The 16,804-nt window shown below is 63.2% G+C and carries 15 protein-coding genes; 6 read left to right on the forward strand and 9 right to left on the reverse strand.

What is annotated here, in order from left to right; translation table 11 throughout:
- Positions 1-72: 72 nt before the first annotated feature.
- From ACN6NG_RS01040 to ACN6NG_RS01055, 4 genes are all read right to left on the reverse strand, one after another.
- Complete coding sequence (locus ACN6NG_RS01040; RefSeq protein WP_063423216.1) at positions 73-705, reverse strand: TetR/AcrR family transcriptional regulator; 633 nt, start codon at positions 703-705, stop codon at positions 73-75.
- On the reverse strand, positions 705-2,282 hold the full coding sequence (gene gshA, locus ACN6NG_RS01045; protein WP_474312775.1) for a glutamate--cysteine ligase: 1,578 nt from the start codon (positions 2,280-2,282) through the stop codon (positions 705-707). The genes ACN6NG_RS01040 and gshA overlap by 1 nt, the downstream gene beginning before the upstream one ends.
- Before the next feature lie 153 nt (positions 2,283-2,435).
- Positions 2,436-2,819 (reverse strand): PaaI family thioesterase, encoded by a 384-nt coding sequence (locus ACN6NG_RS01050; protein ID WP_063423218.1) that lies wholly within the window; start codon positions 2,817-2,819, stop codon positions 2,436-2,438.
- A complete protein-coding gene (locus ACN6NG_RS01055) occupies positions 2,819-5,143 on the reverse strand; it encodes a Tex family protein (protein ID WP_063423219.1) in 2,325 nt (774 codons plus the stop codon). Before ACN6NG_RS01055 ends, ACN6NG_RS01050 begins: the two co-directional genes overlap by 1 nt.
- A gap of 217 nt (positions 5,144-5,360) precedes the next feature.
- Between ACN6NG_RS01055 and ompR the strand changes: the two genes are divergently transcribed.
- Positions 5,361-6,101, forward strand: coding sequence for an osmolarity response regulator transcription factor OmpR (gene ompR, locus ACN6NG_RS01060; protein ID WP_016484407.1), 741 nt, complete (start codon positions 5,361-5,363; stop codon positions 6,099-6,101).
- A 13-nt stretch (positions 6,102-6,114) separates the two neighbouring features.
- Positions 6,115-7,428 (forward strand): ATP-binding protein, encoded by a 1,314-nt coding sequence (locus tag ACN6NG_RS01065; protein ID WP_059394994.1) that lies wholly within the window; start codon positions 6,115-6,117, stop codon positions 7,426-7,428.
- A 124-nt stretch (positions 7,429-7,552) separates the two neighbouring features.
- On the opposite strand, the gene rimK is transcribed toward ACN6NG_RS01065, so the two are convergent.
- Together rimK and rimB are read right to left on the reverse strand one after the other, a co-directional pair.
- The gene (gene rimK / locus ACN6NG_RS01070; RefSeq protein WP_012316721.1) at positions 7,553-8,458 is read right to left on the reverse strand and encodes a 30S ribosomal protein S6--L-glutamate ligase; all 906 of its coding nucleotides are present in this window, start codon (positions 8,456-8,458) and stop codon (positions 7,553-7,555) included.
- Complete coding sequence (gene rimB / locus ACN6NG_RS01075) at positions 8,455-8,937, reverse strand: retropepsin-like aspartic endopeptidase RimB (RefSeq protein ID WP_016497556.1); 483 nt, start codon at positions 8,935-8,937, stop codon at positions 8,455-8,457. The genes rimK and rimB overlap by 4 nt, the downstream gene beginning before the upstream one ends.
- A 109-nt stretch (positions 8,938-9,046) precedes the next feature.
- On the opposite strand from rimB, the gene ACN6NG_RS01080 reads away from it, so the two are divergent.
- Positions 9,047-9,448 carry an RNA-binding S4 domain-containing protein gene (locus tag ACN6NG_RS01080; RefSeq protein WP_016497557.1) on the forward strand — a complete coding sequence of 134 codons (402 nt, stop codon included), beginning with the start codon at positions 9,047-9,049 and terminating at the stop codon, positions 9,446-9,448.
- A gap of 113 nt (positions 9,449-9,561) precedes the next feature.
- Here the strand turns inward: ACN6NG_RS01080 and ACN6NG_RS01085 are convergent, their stop codons facing one another.
- Positions 9,562-10,356: a phosphatase PAP2 family protein gene (locus ACN6NG_RS01085; protein WP_063423220.1), complete on the reverse strand. Its 795-nt coding sequence runs from the start codon at positions 10,354-10,356 to the stop codon at positions 9,562-9,564.
- 120 nt (positions 10,357-10,476) lie between these two features.
- Between ACN6NG_RS01085 and hslO the strand changes: the two genes are divergently transcribed.
- The 3 genes from hslO to ACN6NG_RS01100 all read left to right on the forward strand — a co-directional run bounded on the left by hslO (position 10,477) and on the right by ACN6NG_RS01100 (position 13,724).
- Positions 10,477-11,376: an Hsp33 family molecular chaperone HslO gene (hslO, locus tag ACN6NG_RS01090; RefSeq protein WP_063423221.1), complete on the forward strand. Its 900-nt coding sequence runs from the start codon at positions 10,477-10,479 to the stop codon at positions 11,374-11,376.
- 179 nt (positions 11,377-11,555) lie between these two features.
- Positions 11,556-13,097 (forward strand): phosphoenolpyruvate carboxykinase, encoded by a 1,542-nt coding sequence (locus ACN6NG_RS01095; RefSeq protein WP_063423222.1) that lies wholly within the window; start codon positions 11,556-11,558, stop codon positions 13,095-13,097.
- A gap of 186 nt (positions 13,098-13,283) precedes the next feature.
- Positions 13,284-13,724, forward strand: a complete 441-nt coding sequence (locus ACN6NG_RS01100; RefSeq protein WP_474312780.1) for an acyl-CoA thioesterase — start codon at positions 13,284-13,286, stop codon at positions 13,722-13,724.
- A 55-nt stretch (positions 13,725-13,779) separates the two neighbouring features.
- Here ACN6NG_RS01100 and ACN6NG_RS01105 read toward each other — a convergent pair whose 3' ends face one another.
- Both ACN6NG_RS01105 and ACN6NG_RS01110 read right to left on the reverse strand, forming a co-directional pair.
- Positions 13,780-14,259 (reverse strand): glycine zipper domain-containing protein, encoded by a 480-nt coding sequence (locus tag ACN6NG_RS01105; protein WP_016497564.1) that lies wholly within the window; start codon positions 14,257-14,259, stop codon positions 13,780-13,782.
- A gap of 195 nt (positions 14,260-14,454) precedes the next feature.
- Positions 14,455-16,800, reverse strand: coding sequence for an FdhF/YdeP family oxidoreductase (locus ACN6NG_RS01110; protein WP_474312783.1), 2,346 nt, complete (start codon positions 16,798-16,800; stop codon positions 14,455-14,457).
- Between the last annotated feature and the right edge of the window lie 4 nt (positions 16,801-16,804).

Below are 16,804 nucleotides of genomic sequence, written 5' to 3' on the forward strand. Positions count from 1 at the left end.
CTCCCACAGGTACTGCACAGGCTCAAGCATTGTGGTGTACCTGTGGGAGCTGGCTTGCCGGCGATGAGGCCTTCAAGGCTGACGCTTGGCCAGAAACGGCGGCAGGTATAACCCCAGATACGCCTCGAACACCCGCTTGCCTTCTTCGGCCATGCGCGGGGTGATCGCCTCGTGCAACTGCACCGACCGCGCATATACCCGGTCGCTCAGTTCCATGGCCAGGGCGAACACATCCACATCCAGCGGCATCACCGGCAGGTGAAAATGCTGGTCGAACAACTTGTGCATCAAGTCGCCCAGTTCCATGTCGTGCTGCCGATCGGCCTGCACCACCTCGCTCAGGCCATGCTGCGCCAGAATCAGCTGCCGCGCCGCCGCATCCTCGTTATAGATATCAAGCATGCGTTCTTCGATCAGGCGTGACAGTTCGTGCCAGGTGCTGAACGCGCTGCTGTCGATCGGTGCGCTCAGGGCTTCGCGAAACGCCCGGTGTACATCGGCCGTCAGCGCTTCCAGCAAGGCCGGCACGCTGGCGAAAAAGTGATACACCGACGACGGTGGAATCTGCGCCCGCTCGGCCACGCTGTAGATGGAAAGTGCCGCCACCCCTTGTTCGGCCAGCAGCTCGCGTGCAGCCGCCAGGATCGCCTCGATCCTGGCCTGGCTGCTGGCGCGCGGCTTGCGCGGGGTGGCGGTGCGGTTCATCAGTTGCTGATTGCCAGGATGCTGGCCTGATAGGCGCCGACGAACAGGTCGAAGTCGCCGACTTCGTCTTGCTCCAGCTCGGACTGCTTGGCGAGCGATTCGCGGGCCAGCGTTTCGAATGCCTGCTGTTTTTCGTGGCTTAGGGGTTGCTCGCGGAACGTTTCGGCGTGGACACGGCTCTGGCGCAGCGAGAACTGGACGAAGCTTTCGTCATGCTCGGTCATGCGTGCCAGCACCTGGGCCGACGGGGTCAGCGAGGTGTCGTCGACCTTGGCCTGCTGGGCATCCAGGGCCTTGGCGTGCTCATCAGAGCCTTGCGCCTGGTCGAGCAGATTGGCCAATTGGCGGATACGCTCGATCAGTTCGCCGGCCCAGTCTTTCAGGCTGATCGGCTGGCCATTGCGGTGCAGCTCCAGGCCCGGGCGTCGACCTTCCTTGACCACGGTCAGGAAGTTGTCGGTGCACTGGCCGCACTCGCCGTTGTCCAGCTGCGGGCTGTCTTCCAGGGCGCAGAACAGCAGGAACGCGTCGAGAAAGCGCGCCTCGGTCAGGTCGATACCTACCGGCAGGAACGGGTTGATGTCCAGGCAACGCACTTCCACATACTGCACGCCACGCGAGGTCAGGGCCTGGATCGGCCGCTCGCCGGTGTAGGTGACGCGCTTGGGGCGGATGTTGGAGTAGTACTCGTTCTCGATCTGCAGGATGTTGGTGTTCAGTTGCACCCATTCGCCGTCCACGTGCGTACCGACTTCAACATAAGGCGGGTAGGGCGTGCCCACGGCCTTGCGCAGGCTGTCGGTGTAGCTGGCCAGGTTGTTGTAGCAAGGCGTCAGGCCGGCCTGGGCGTTGCTCTGGTAGCCCAGGTCGCTCATGCGCAGGCTGGTGGCGTAGGGCAGGAACAGGGTTTCGGCGTCCAGCTCTTCGAGCTGGTGCGGGCGGCCACGCAGGAAGCCTTTGTCCAGCGCCGGCGACGCACCGAACAGGTACATCAGCAGCCAGCTGTAGCGGCGGAAGTTGCGGATCAGCGCGATGTAGGCCGACGACTGGTAGTCGCGGTTGTCTTGCGTGCTGCCTTCGGCTTCGCGCAGCAGCGGCCACAGGGCTTCGGGCAGCGAGAAGTTGTAATGGATACCGGCAATGCACTGCATGGTGCGGCCGTAGCGCAGGGCCAGGCCCTTGCGGTAGACGTGCTTGAGCTTGCCGATGTTCGAGCTGCCGTACTCGGCGATCGGGATGTCCTCCTCGGCCGGCAGCGTGCACGGCATCGACGGGCTCCACAGGTATTCTTTGCCCAGCTTGGTGTAGACGAAACGGTGGGTCTCTTCGAGGCTTTCGAGCACCTTGGCCGGGTCGGCCAGCGCTGGGGTGATGAACTCCAGCAACGACTCGGAATAATCGGTGGTGATCTGCTCGTTGGTCAGCGCCGACCCCAGAGCTTCCGGGTGTGGGGTCTGGGCCAGGCGACCTTCGTCGGTCACGCGCAGGCATTCGCGCTCAATACCGTGCAGGCACTGCTTGAGCAGGGGAAGATTGGCGCCGAGCAGGCTCAGGCGGCGGTTGAGGAGTTCGCTCAAGATGTATTCCTTCACGCGTCAGTCGCCCCAATATGGGGGTAGAGATAACGGTCTACAAGGGTAGGAAGAAAGGAACTGGCGTTGTCGCCTGGTTTACGCGGTTCCAGCAGTGCCAGCGCACTGCTGAAAATACCGCAGATACTGCTTGGTGAGCTAGAGAACCGCGAAGGTTCCTTGCGCTTTAGCCACCAGCTTGTCGCCCTGGACTACGTCGGCGTCGACCACCAGGGTACGCCGCCCGGCGTGCAGCACACGGGCGGTGCACAGCACTTCGCCGTCGCTGACGGCGCGCATGTAGTTGATCTTGCACTCGATGGTGACACTTTGCTGGTCAAAGCCATGGCTGGCCGAGCAGGCCAGGCCCATGGCGATGTCCACCAGGCTGAAGATCGCCCCGCCGTGCAGCTTCTGGCCACGGTTGCGCAAGTGCGGCTCGAGGGCCAGGGCCACCTCGGCAACACCCGAATCCAGGCGTTGCAGGCGGCAGCCCAGCAGCTGGCTGAAGGCGCTTTCGACGTATTCGCGGGGTACGTCCATCACTTCTTCTTCAACTGCTTGGCGTTGGCGAACAGCGAGGCCATGGCATTGTTGGCCGGTGCGGCAGTGGCAGTTTCACGCGGGCGTTGGGGCTGCTGCTGGCGGTTGCCGCCATTGCCACGGTTGCCACCGCGGTTGCCTTCGACCTTCTCGCCCGGGGTGTCGCCCATGCGCATGGACAGGCCGACGCGCTTGCGCGGGATGTCCACTTCCATGACCTTGACCTTGACCACGTCGCCGGCCTTGACCGCTTCGCGCGGGTCCTTGATGAACTTTTCCGACAGTGCCGAGATGTGCACCAGGCCGTCCTGGTGCACGCCGATGTCGACGAAGGCGCCAAAGTTGGTGACGTTGGTCACCACGCCTTCCAGGATCATGCCGGGCTCCAGGTCCTTGAGGTCTTCGACGCCGTCCTGGAAGGTGGCGGTCTTGAACTCGGGGCGTGGGTCGCGGCCAGGCTTGTCCAGCTCTTGCAGGATGTCGGTGACGGTCGGCAGGCCGAAGGACTCGTCGGTGAACTTCTTCGGGTCCAGGCGCTTGAGGAAGCTGCTGTCACCGATCAGCGAGCGGATGTCGCGGTCGGTGCCGGCGGCGATGCGCTGCACCAGCGGGTAGGCCTCCGGGTGTACTGCGGAGGCGTCCAGCGGGTTGTCGCCGTTCATCACACGCAGGAAGCCGGCGGCTTGTTCGAAGGTTTTTTCACCCAGGCGGCTGACCTTCTTCAGTGCTGCACGGGTGGCGAACGGGCCGTTGGCATCGCGATGGGCGACGATGTTCTGTGCCAGCGTGGCGTTGAGGCCCGAGATACGGGTCAGCAGTGCCACCGAGGCGGTGTTCACGTCCACGCCCACGGCGTTCACGCAGTCCTCGACCACGGCGTCCAGGCCACGCGCCAGTTTCAGCTGGGAAACGTCGTGCTGGTACTGGCCGACGCCGATGGATTTCGGGTCGATCTTCACCAGCTCGGCCAGCGGGTCCTGCAGGCGGCGGGCGATCGACACGGCGCCACGGATCGACACGTCCAGGTCCGGGAACTCGCGGGCGGCCAGTTCCGATGCCGAGTACACCGACGCACCGGCCTCGGAGACCATGATCTTGGTAATTTTCAGCGCTGGGTATTTTTTGACCAGTTCGGCCACCAGCTTGTCGCTCTCGCGGCTGGCGGTGCCGTTGCCGATGGCGATCAGTTCCACCGAGTGCTTGGCGCACAGTGCGGCCATGATGGAAATGGTGCGGTCCCAGTCATTCTTTGGCGCGTGCGGGTACACCGTGGTGTAGTCCAGCAGCTTGCCGGTGGCATCGACCACGGCGATCTTGCAACCGGTGCGCAGGCCCGGGTCGAAGCCCAGGGTGGCGCGCGGGCCGGCCGGGGCGGCCAGCAGCAGGTCGTGCAGGTTGTGGGCGAACACGTTGATCGCCTCGCCTTCGGCGTTGTCGCGCAGTTCGCCGAACAGGTCGGTTTCCAGGTGGGTGTACAGCTTGACCTTCCAGGTCCAGCGCACCACCTCGCCCAGCCATTTGTCGGCCGGGCGGCTGCGGTTTTCAACGCCGACATGGTTGCCGATCATCACTTCGCACGGGTGCAGGGTGCCAGGCAGTTCTTCGCCCACTTTCAGCGAGGCGCTCAGCACGCCTTCGTTGCGCCCGCGGAAGATCGCCAGGGCACGGTGCGACGGGGCGTTGCGCAGCAGTTCGTCGTGCGCAAAGTAGTCGCGGAACTTGGCGCCTTCTTCTTCCTTGCCGGCCACCACACGGGCACTGAGCACGGCTTCCTGCTTGAGGAAGCTGCGCAGCTTGTCGAGCAGGGCGGCGTCTTCGGCGAAGCGCTCCATGAGGATGTATTTGGCACCTTCCAGCGCGGCCTTGACGTCGGCTACGCCTTTTTCGGCGTTTACGAAGCGTGCGGCTTCGCTTTCCGGGGCCAGGTTGGGGTCGTTGAACAGGCCGTCGGCCAGGTCGCCCAGGCCGGCTTCCAGGGCGATCTGGCCCTTGGTGCGGCGCTTCTGCTTGTACGGCAGGTACAGGTCTTCGAGGCGGGTCTTGGTGTCGGCCAGCTTGATTTCGCGGGCCAGTTCCGGGGTCAGCTTGCCCTGCTCCTCGATGCTGGCCAGGATGCTGGCGCGACGGTCGTCGAGTTCGCGCAGGTAGCGCAGGCGCTCTTCCAGATGGCGCAGCTGGGTGTCGTCCAGGCTACCGGTCACTTCCTTGCGGTACCGGGCGATGAAGGGCACGGTCGAGCCTTCGTCCAACAGGCCCACGGCCGCCTCGACCTGCTGGGGGCGTACGCCCAGTTCCTCGGCGATACGGCTGTTGATGCTGTCCATGTAAACCACCTGACATTTGTGAATACGGGGGTCGCCTGTGGGCTTTTCGCCCGGCGGCGCTGGATGAAAGCCGCGCATTATACCCATCGCAATCGGCTTGCGGTGATGGCGCCCAGCCAGCTGGAACTGGCGCCGGGGGAAAAATCTGCTAACAATGCTCACGCAACGTGCAGCAATGGCTACGCCATAATGCGCGGCGAAATCAGAGGAGTTATTCATGACCGGCACCGCAAACACCGCTGAAGGTGACAAGATTCTCATCGTCGACGACGATCCGGGGCTTAGCAGCCTGCTGGAACGTTTCTTCACCAGCAAGGGCTACCGTGCCCGCGCGGTGCCCAACACCGAGCAGATGGACCGCCTGCTGCAGCGCGAGGTGTTCAACCTGGTGGTGCTCGACCTGATGCTGCCGGGCGAGGATGGCCTGTCCGCGTGCAAGCGCCTGCGCCAGCAGAACAACCAGATCCCGATCATCATGCTCACCGCCAAGGGCGACGAGCTGAGCCGTATCAAGGGCCTGGAACTGGGCGCTGACGACTACCTGGGCAAGCCGTTCAACCCGGACGAGCTGATGGCCCGCGTCAAGGCTGTGTTGCGCCGTCAGGCCCCCGCCGTGCCGGGTGCGCCGGGCAGTGAGGACGAATCGGTCACCTTCGGCGACTACGAGCTGTCTCTGGCCACCCGCGAACTCAAGCGTGGCGATGAAGTGCACATGCTCACCACCGGCGAGTTCGCCGTGCTCAAGGCCCTGGTGATGCACGCCCGCGAGCCGCTGACCCGCGACAAGCTGATGAACCTGGCCCGTGGCCGTGAGTGGGATGCACTGGAACGCTCCATCGACGTGCAGATCTCGCGCCTGCGCCGCATGATCGAGCCGGACCCGTCCAAGCCGCGTTACATCCAGACCGTCTGGGGCGTGGGCTACGTGTTCGTGCCAGACGGAAACGCAGGTAAATGATGCCGCGTCGTCCATGAAAACGCCGCTCTGGTTTCCGCAGAGTTTCTTCGCCCGCACCCTGTGGCTGGTGTTGATCGTCGTCCTGTTCAGCAAGGCCTTGACCCTGGTCTACCTGCTGATGAACGAGGACGTACTGGTCGACCGTCAGTACAGCCACGGTGTGGCGCTGACCTTGCGCGCCTATTGGGCTGCCGACGAAGAAAACCGCGACAAGATTGCCGAGGCGGCGGGCCTTATCCGCGTGACCGGCTCGGGTGTGCCCGAGGGCGAGCAGCATTGGCCCTACAGCGAAATCTACCAACGGCAGATGCAGGCGGAGCTGGGCGAAGACACCGAGGTGCGGCTGCGTATTCATGCGCCACCGGCGTTGTGGGTCAATGCGCCAAGCCTGGGCCCGGGCTGGCTGAAAGTGCCGCTGTACCCGCACCCGCTGCGTGGGCAGAAGATCTGGAACGTGCTGGGTTGGTTCCTGGCTATCGGCCTGTTGTCCACAGCCTCTGCCTGGATCTTTGTGCGCCAGTTGAACCAGCCGCTCAAGCGCCTGGTATTCGCCGCTCGTCAGCTGGGCCAGGGGCGCAGCGTGCGCCTGCCGATCAGCGATACACCCAGCGAGATGACCGAGGTGTACAAGGCCTTCAACCAGATGGCCGAAGATGTCGAACAGGCCGGGCGCGAGCGCGAGCTGATGCTGGCCGGGGTTTCCCACGACCTGCGCACACCGTTGACGCGCCTGCGCCTGTCGTTGTCATTGCTGGACAGCGACAGCGACCTGAGTGACGACATGGTCCGCGATATCGAGGACATGGATGCGATCCTCGATCAGTTCCTGGCGTTCATCCGCGATGGCCGCGACGAGCCGGTGGAAGAGGTCGACCTGGCTGAACTGGTGCGTGAAGTGGTGGCCCCGTACAACCAGCCGAAAGAACGTGTGCGCCTGTGCCTGGAGCCAATCCCGCCGTTCCCGCTGCGCCGTGTTTCGCTCAAGCGCATGCTGGGCAACCTGATCGGCAACGCCCTGCACCATGCCGGCAAGGGCGTGGAAGTGGCTGCCTATGTGTCGGGAGACGAGAGTGCGCCATACGTGGTGCTGAGCGTGCTTGACCGTGGCACCGGGATCGACGAATCGGAGCTGGAGACCATCTTCAACCCGTTCATTCGTGGGGACCGTGCACGGGGCGGCAAGGGCACCGGCCTGGGGTTGGCGATCGTCAAGCGCATCGCGGCCCAGCATGGCGGGAATGTGGAGCTGCGTAACCGGTCCGGTGGCGGGATCGAGGCGCGGGTGCGGTTGCCGTTGGGGCTTTTGCTGCCGCGTAATGCTGTATGAATCTGGTTGACCGCACCGGCCCTATCGCCGGCAAGCCAGCTCCCACAGGTAATCTACAAGCCTGGAGGTTGTGGTAATCCTGTGGGAGCTGGCTTGCCGGCGATAGGGCCGGTACAGGCTTGAATCAGCCCTTGCCCTTGGTCCGGGTCTGATTAGGCCCGCCGTTCTTCTCAAGGTGCTCGATGATCATGCCGGCCACGTTCTTGCCAGTGGTCACCTCGATCCCCTCCAGCCCCGGCGATGAGTTCACCTCCATCACCAACGGCCCATGGTTGGACCGCAGGATATCAACACCCGCCACGCTCAACCCCATCACCTTGGCCGCACGAATGGCGGTAATCCGCTCTTCCGGGGTGATCTTGATCAGGCTGGCGACGCCCCCCCGGTGCAGGTTGGAGCGGAACTCGCCCGGCTTGGCCTGGCGCTTCATCGAGGCAATCACCTTGTCTCCCACCACGAAGCAGCGAATGTCGGCGCCGCCGGCCTCCTTGATGTACTCCTGAACCATGATGTTCTGCTTCAGGCCCATGAACGCCTCAATCACCGACTCGGCCGCCTGGGTGGTTTCGCACAGCACTACGCCGATGCCCTGGGTACCCTCCAGCACCTTGATCACCAGCGGGGCGCCATTGACCATCTGGATCAGGTCGGGGATGTCGTCCGGTGAGTGGGCAAAGCCGGTAATGGGCAGGCCGATACCACGGCGCGACAGCAATTGCAGCGAGCGCAGTTTGTCGCGCGAGCGGGCAATGGCGACCGATTCGTTGAGCGGGTACACGCCCATCATTTCGAACTGGCGCAGCACCGCGCAGCCGTAAAAGGTGACCGAAGCCCCGATGCGCGGGATCACAGCATCGAAGCCCTCCAGCGGCTTGCCGCGGTAGTGGATCTGCGGCTTGTGGCTGGCAATGTTCATATAGGCCCGCAGGGTGTCGATCACCACCATTTCGTGGCCACGCTGGGTACCGGCTTCGACCAGGCGGCGGGTGGAATACAGACGCGGATTGCGCGACAGCACAGCGATCTTCATGCAGCACCTGTGACAGGGGAAAGGGTGGCCGGAAAGGCCGGTTTATCTTGGACGTACTTCAAGCCGGGGTTCACCACCAGCTGGCCCTGGATCAAGGCCTTGGAACCGAGCAGCAGGCGGTAGCGCATGTTCTTGCGACAGGCCAGGGTGAACTCCACCTCCCACACACCATCGCCCAGCGCCAGTGACGTGCGGATGACATAGCGGGTCTGGGCGTGGCCGTTGGAGCTCTTGATGGTTTTCATGGTGACCAGCGGCGCCTCGCAACGCCGGTGACGCAACTGCACCACCGAGCCCAGGTGCGCGGTGAAACGGACCCACGGCTGGCCGTCGCGCTCGAACGGTTCCACCTCGGTAGCGTGCAGGCTTGAGGTGCTGGCGCCGGTGTCGATCTTGGCGCGCAGCCCGGCGACACCAAGGTCGGGCAGGGCTATCCACTCACGCAGGCCGATCACAGTCAAATGGTCAAATGTCTTCACGAAGCGCACCCTGCGAGTAAGGTGGTGAACTGTAAGCATGGCGGGGACTTTTTGCATCCGTATGTGAAGGTAGTACAGTTCGATGAAAGACAGAATCCGAGGTAACGGGATGGCACAAAAAGCCGAAGACGACGACAAGGTTCGCCTGGACAAGTGGCTGTGGGCGGCGCGTTTCTACAAGACGCGGGCGCTGGCCAAGGCGGCGATCGAGAGCGGCAAGGTGCATTGCCGGGGCGAGCGTTGCAAACCGGGCAAGGAGCCACGGGTGGGCGACGAATTTTTGCTGCGCACCGGGTTCGATGAACGCACCGTGGTGGTGAAGGCGTTGTCGGTGGTGCGGCGTGGGGCGCCAGAAGCGCAAACGCTGTACGAGGAAACCGAAGAAAGCGTGCGCCGCCGGGAGCAGGCGGCCGAAATGCGTAAGGCCGGGGCGATGGGGGTGACTACCGATGGGCGGCCGACCAAGAAGCAGCGGCGGCAGATTCACCAGTTGCATGGGAGCTTTGAATAGCCGGGGCCGCTTTGCGGCCCATCGCCGGCAAGCCAGCTCCCACAGAGCTTTGTGGGAGCGGCCTTTCCGGGGCGCCGGACCGGTCGGATGGGCTGCGCAGCGGCCCCAGAGATCTAGCGGATAATCGCTAATCGTCCGACCAGCGGTAGATTGGCCGCAATCCTGAACAACGGCGCCGTCCAGCGCATCAACGCCTCACTGCCCTTGGCCGCCAGCGGCGTGTAATAGCTCCACCCCAACGCCAGCACCGCCATCAGCAACCCGCCAATGTAGTCATCCTGCCCCCAGTGGGCGCCGGCCACCAGGCGCGGCAGCATGAACAGCACCGCCAGCCCCCAGATCACCAGGAACTGCACCAGTCGGCGGCTGAATACGCTCATGAACAGCGCCCAGATCAGCAGCACCGAAGCGTGATCCCCCGGGAAACTCTTGCTGGATCGGTCCTTGAGCTCCCAGGCCGCCTCCAGGTTCGGGTAGTAGTCGCTGAGGTGCACCACGTCGTCGAAGATCATCGACGGGCTCTTGTGCTGCCAGCCAGCTGCATCCACCCACTTGGAAAACAGCGCGCGAATCACCACTAAGAGGAGTAGCGTGACCAGAAAGCCGAAAAAGGCCTGGCGAACCTGAGCTGCCTTGAACACCCAGTCACCACGGATAAGCACTGCCAGAAGGATCAGGCCAACGATGATGTCGAACGGGCGCAGGCTGCCGACGGTCCAGATGTAGCGCCAGGTGGTGTTGTCGGCCAGCGGCGCATTCAGGCTGTGGAACAGCCATTCGTCGAAAGTCAGGCACAGGATCTGGCCAAAAGGCCATAACCAGAAACACAGTAGAGCGATGGGAAGCAGCGTGCAGGCTGCCAATGGCCCCAAGGACCACCTTGCTTGGAACAGTGGTCGATTGTCCATAAAATACCTCTATTGCAAACAGGAATCGGAGCGCCTTGTGAGCGCTCTGTCACGGGTTTTCGAAGGTTTTCGACAACCGCTGTAACCATTTTGTCATCATTTTTTAGATAGCCAAAACCTATGAGCGATTTGCCTGATACCGATTTCACTCAACGTTTCATCTTCGACGAGCGCGATGTGCGCGGCGAGTGGGTGTCTCTCGATGACAGCTATGCCGCGGTGCTGGCGCGTCATGAATACCCACAGCCGGTGCAGGCGCTGCTCGGCGAACTGATGGCTGCCACCGCCTTGCTGGTGGGGGCGTTGAAGTTCGATGGCCTGCTGATTCTGCAGGCGCGCTCCGAAGGGCCGATCCCGCTGTTGATGGTGGAATGCTCGGGCGATCGCGACATCCGTGGCGTGGCGCGCTACGAGGCCGATCAGATCGCCGCTGACGCCACGCTGGCGCAGTTGATGCCCGACGGCCACCTGACCCTGACCATCGACCCGGTCAAGGGCCAGCGCTACCAGGGTACCGTGGACCTCGACGGCGCCAACCTGTCGGAGTGCTTCACCAACTACTTCGTCCAGTCGCAACAGCTCAATACCCGCTTCTGGCTCAACGCCGAAAACGGCAAGGCCCGTGGCCTGCTGCTGCAGCAACTGCCGCGTGATCGCCAGCCTGACGACGAAGAGCGTGAAGACAGCTGGCAGCACGTCATCGCCCTGGCCAAGACCCTCAAGCCTGAAGAATGGGCCGAGGGTAACGAAACCCTGCTGCACCGCCTGTACCACGAAGATGCCGTGCGCCTGTTCGACATTCAGCCGTTGCGCTTCAATTGCAGCTGCTCGCGCGAACGCTCCGGTAATGCGCTGGTGAGCCTGGGCGAGCATGACGCCAAGGCACTGGTGCAAGAGTGCGGCGGCCAGGTGGAGATCGACTGCCAGTTCTGCAACGAGCGCTATTTCTTCGATGCAAGCGATGTGGCGCAACTGTTTGCCGGTGGCGGTACAGACACCGCCTCAGAAACTCGCCACTGAAACGTTTAATTGCAGGGAAATCTCCTGTCGAATTGCGCAAAAGCGCGGTTACGACAGGAGGGGCCTACTTTTTTTGGGCGTTTCTGGCATAATCCGGCCACTTTTTTCGCTGTAGTAGTTTTTTCAAGACAACTACAAAACGTTTGGAGCACTCGGCCTCGGGCCGGATGGGGTATCTCATGACGCAAGCCAACAACACCGTGTACACCGACCTGAGCGTCGATGAGCTGGTAAAAGAAGCGCTGCAACGCGGTGAAGGCGTACTAGCCGATACTGGCGCACTGGTCGTTGAGACTGGTCACCGTACAGGCCGTTCGCCGGCTGACCGTTTCATCGTCGAAGAACCTTCCACCCAGGACGCCATTTCCTGGGGCCCGATCAACCGCAAGTTCCCGGCCGACAAGTTCGATGCCCTGTGGGACCGCGTCGAGGCGTTCAACAACGCCCAGGATCACTTCGTTTCCTACGTTCACGTAGGGGCAGCCGCCGAGCACTACCTGCCGGTGAAGATGACCACCCAGACTGCCTGGCAGAACCTGTTCGGCCGTTGCCTGTTCATCAACCCGGAGCAGTTCAACCCGGCTGGCCGCGACCAGTGGCAGGTGCTCAACGTTGCCAACTTCGTGTGCGAGCCTGAGCGTGACGGCACCAATTCCGACGGTTGCGTGATCATCAACTTCGCCGCCAAGAAGGTACTGATCGCTGGCATGCGTTACGCCGGCGAAATGAAGAAAGCCATGTTCTCGGTGCAGAACTTCCTGCTGCCGGCGGCCGACGTACTGCCAATGCACTGCGCGGCCAACATCGGCGAAGAAGGCGATGTGACCCTGTTCTTCGGCCTGTCCGGCACCGGCAAGACCACCCTGTCGGCCGACGAAAGCCGTTACCTGATCGGTGACGACGAGCACGGCTGGGGCGAAGGCGTTGTCTTCAACATGGAAGGCGGCTGCTACGCCAAGTGCATCGACCTGTCCGAGAAGAACGAGCCGGTCATCTGGAAAGCCATCAAGCACGGCGCTGTGCTGGAAAACGTCGTTCTCGACGCCAACAAGCACGCCGACTACACCGATGTCAGCCTGACCCAGAACAGCCGTGCAGCCTACCCGCTGGAGCACGTTGCCAAGCGTTCCGAAGCGAACCTGGGCGGCGAGCCTAACGCGGTCATCTTCCTGACCTGCGACCTGACCGGTGTTCTACCTCCGGTTTCGATCCTGAACAACGAGCAAGCGGCCTACCACTTCCTGTCCGGTTACACCGCGCTGGTTGGTTCTACCGAAATGGGTTCGGGCGGCGGCATCAAGTCGACCTTCTCCACCTGCTTCGGCGCACCGTTCTTCCCGCGCCCGGCTGGCGAGTACGCCGAGCTGCTGATCAAGCGTATCAATGGCTTCAACTCCAAGGTCTACCTGGTCAACACCGGCTGGACCGGCGGTGGCTACGGCGTTGGCAAGCGCTTCAGCATCCCGACCACCCGTGCGGTGATCGCTGCGATCCAGAGCGGCGCGCTGGTCGGTGCCGAAACCGAGCACCTGGACATCATCAACCTGGACGTGCCAAAAGTTGTCCCGGGCGTTGAAACCGAGCTGCTCAACCCGCGCACCAACTGGGCTGACAAAGCTGCCTACGACGAGGCTGCCAAAGGCCTGGCCAAGCTGTTCATCGAAAACTTCAAGAAGTTCGAAGTTTCCGACGCCATCAAGGCCGCTGGCCCGCAGCTGTAAGCTGAGCCCAGCGCGACAAGAAAGCCGCCCTTTGGGGCGGCTTTTTTTTGAACGAATCCTGAGCTGGCCTCTTCGCGGCGATTCCTGTGGGAGCGGGTTTACCCGCGAAGAGGGCGGCTCAGGCAGCGGAAATCTGGAATTTCTGTTTCACTGTCAGCATCATTTGCGAAGACAAGAGCCAGACAGATGACCGAATCCCCTCAGCGCAGTGCCTTCAACCACTTCCACCCCATCCTCACCCGCCCTTCGGACAACGACGTCAACGGCCATATCGCCGGAGCGACCGTGCATGGTTTTTTCGAAACGGCTATCCAGGCCTTCCTTGTCGAACAGGCCGAGGTGGACCTGCGTGACGGCGAGCTGGCGGCATTCGTGGTCAGTTCGGCGGCGGATTTCTTCGCGCTGCCCGGGTTCCCCGACGTTCTCGAAGTGGGCTTGGGGGTGACGCGCCTGGCGGGTAGTACGGTGGAGTACCGCCTGGCGCTGTTCCGCCCGGGCGAGCCGGAGGCGTGTGCGGCAGGTACGGTGGTGCAGGTGTTCATCGAACGGGCCAGTGGTCGTCCTGTGGTGTTGCCTGATCCGCTGCAAATCATCCTGTCTGGCCTGGTACTGGAACAGCAGGCATAAAAAAGCCCCGCCGAAAGGGGCGGGGCTTTTGCTGCCGGGGCGAGGCCCTCAGGCATCAGTCGCGCCAGTGGCGCTTGTGCTTGCGGTGGCCGTAGTGGCGACCACGGTCGTAGTGGCGACGGTCGTCGTAGTCGCGACGGTAGCGGCGATCATCATGGCGCTCGTCTTCGTCGGCCTTGTTGCCCATGTAGTTACCCAGGGCGCCACCGGCACCACCGCCGGCTGCCGCACCAATGTAGCTACCGGTGGTGCCGCCCACCGAGCGACCGACCACGTTACCGCCTGCAGCGCCCAGCGCGCCGCCGATAGCGGCCTCGCCACGCTGGCGCTTGTCGGCACCCAGGGCACCGCCGGCTGCGCCGCCCAGACCGGCACCAATGGCACCGCCCGTGCTACCACCGATGGAGTTGCCCACTACGGAGCCGAGTACCCCACCCAATGCGCCGCCAATGCCGGCCTCGGTATTGCCGCCTGCCATGGCAACGCCGCTGAGCAAGCTGAAAGACAACAACAAAATCGAGGAGTACTTCTTCATCAAGAGAGCCTCATAGGGATGACGAGGCGAATTTGAGGCTAAGCGGCGCGGCTGGCAACGGAAATCCGACGAGTAACACGAGTTGTACACAATTCGCTAAGTTACTGTATTTGCTGTGAAACTTTATCGATTTTCGGCTGTCTGAGACCTTTATGACAAAGCCCTGAACCGCCATGGAACAGGGCTTTTTCGTTTCTACAGGATACGCCCGTCGTCCTGCGCCCGCTCCAGTTTGATGGCAATGAACTTGGATGTCGGCGTATGGCTGCCATCGCCAATGCTCTCCAGCGGCACCAGCGGGTTCACTTCGGGGTAATACGCCGCTGCCTGCCCGGCCGGGATGTCGAAGGCCAGCAGGGTGAAGCCCTGCACCCGGCGCACATGCTCATCCCCCCACAGCGACACGATGTCGACCTTCTGCCCCGGCTGGAAGCCCAGGCGGATGATGTCGGCTTCGTTGGCGAACAGCACCTCGCGCTGGCCGCGCACGCCTCGGTAGCGGTCGTCCAGGCCGTAGATGGTGGTGTTGTACTGATCGTGCGAGCGCATCGACTGCATGATCAGGTCCGGCAGCTGGCCACTGGCGCGCACGCGCTCATCGAGCAACGAATCCGGCAGCAGGTTGGCCTTGAAGTTGGCGCGGCCGGTGCTGGTCTTCCATTCGCGACTGGCGGCGCTGTTACCCAGGTAGAAGCCGCCTGGGTGTTGCAGGCGCTGGTTGAAACCGCTGAAGCCGGCGATGGTATCGCCGATCAGGTCGCGGATGCGGTCGTAGTCGGCCACCAGCCAGTGCCAGTCCACCGGTTGCTTGCCCAGGGTCGCGGCGGCGATGCCGGCAACCACTGCCGGTTCCGAGCGCATTTGCGTCGACAGTGGCTTCAGCTGGCCGTTGGAGGCGTGCACCATGCTGAACGAGTCTTCCACCGTCACCGCTTGTGGCCCGTCGGCCTGCAGGTCGATGTCGGTGCGGCCCAGGCACGGCAGGATCAGCGCCTGCTTGCCGTGCACCAGGTGGCTGCGGTTGAGCTTGGTGCTGATATGTACGGTCAGCTCGCAATTGCGCAGTGCCTGTGCGGTACGCTCGGTGTCCGGCGTGGCCTGTGCAAAATTACCCCCCAGGCCGATGAATACCTTGGCCCGGCCATCAAGCATGGCGTGGATTGCTTCGACGGTGTTGTGGCCGTTGTGCCGGGGCACGGGGAAGCCAAAACGCTTTTCGAGGGCATCCAGCAGGGCCACCGGCGGGCGCTCGTTGATACCCATGGTGCGGTCGCCCTGCACGTTGCTGTGGCCACGCACCGGGCACAGGCCGGCGCCGGGTGCGCCGATGTTGCCGCGCAACATTTGCAGGTTGACGATTTCCTGGATGGTCGGCACCGAATGGCGGTGCTGGGTGATGCCCATCGCCCAGCACATGATCACCCGCTTGCCGCGGCAGTACATGCGGGCGGCCAGCTCGATGTCGGCTAGTGCCAGGCCGGACTGCGCCTGGATGTGCTCCCACGGCGTGGCATCTACCACTGCCAGGTACTCGTCGACGCCATGGCCATGTTCGGCAATGAAAGCATGGTCGAACACGGCCGGTTCGCCTTTGGCCTGGGCTTCGCGTTCCCATTGCAGGGCGAACTTGGCCATGCCGCGCAGCATCGCCATGTCGCCGCCCAGTGCCGGGCGGAAGAACGCGGTGTTGGTCGGCCGGTCACTGTTGGTCAGCATCTCCAGCGGGTTCTGCGGGTGCTGGAAACGCTCCAGGCCACGTTCCTTCAGCGGGTTTACGCACACCACCTGGGCGCCACGCTTCACCGCATCGCGCAGCGGGTCGAGCATGCGCGGGTGGTTGGTGCCGGGGTTCTGGCCCCAGACGAAAATCGTGTCGGCATGCTCGAAATCGTCGAAGGTGACGGTGCCCTTGCCAACCCCGACGCTTTGCCCGAGGGCCACGCCACTGGCCTCGTGGCACATGTTCGAGCAGTCGGGGAAGTTGTTGGTGCCGTAGGCGCGCACGAACAACTGGTACAGGTACGCCGCTTCGTTGCTGGCGCGCCCCGAGGTATAGAACTCGGCCTGGTCAGGGTTGGCCAGCTTGTTCAGCTCGCGGGCGATCAGGGCGAACGCGGCATCCCAGCTGATTGGCAGGTACCGGTCGCTGGGCGCGTCGTAGACCATCGGTTCGGTCAGGCGCCCTTGGTACTCCAGCCAGTAGTCGCTCTGCTGCAGCAGCGAGGTGACGCTGTAACGGGCGAAGAAGGCGGCATCGACGCGGCGCTTGGTCGCCTCCCAGTTCACCGCCTTGGCGCCATTCTCGCAGAACTTGACCATGCCGCTTTCCGGCGAATCGCCCCAGGCGCAGCCGGGGCAGTCGAAGCCGCCGTTCTGGTTGGTCTTGAGCAGCGCGCGAATGTTCTTCAGCGCGTTGTCGCTGCCGACCCAGGCCTTGGCCACGCTGCGCAACGCGCCCCAGCCACCGGCGGGGCCGTGGTAGGGCTTGTAGCGAGGGGGGGAGGCTGGGGGGTTGTCCGGGAGGTGCTGGTAAGAGGTCACGGCT

It is taken from the genome of Pseudomonas sp. TSO6, assembly GCF_056098905.1.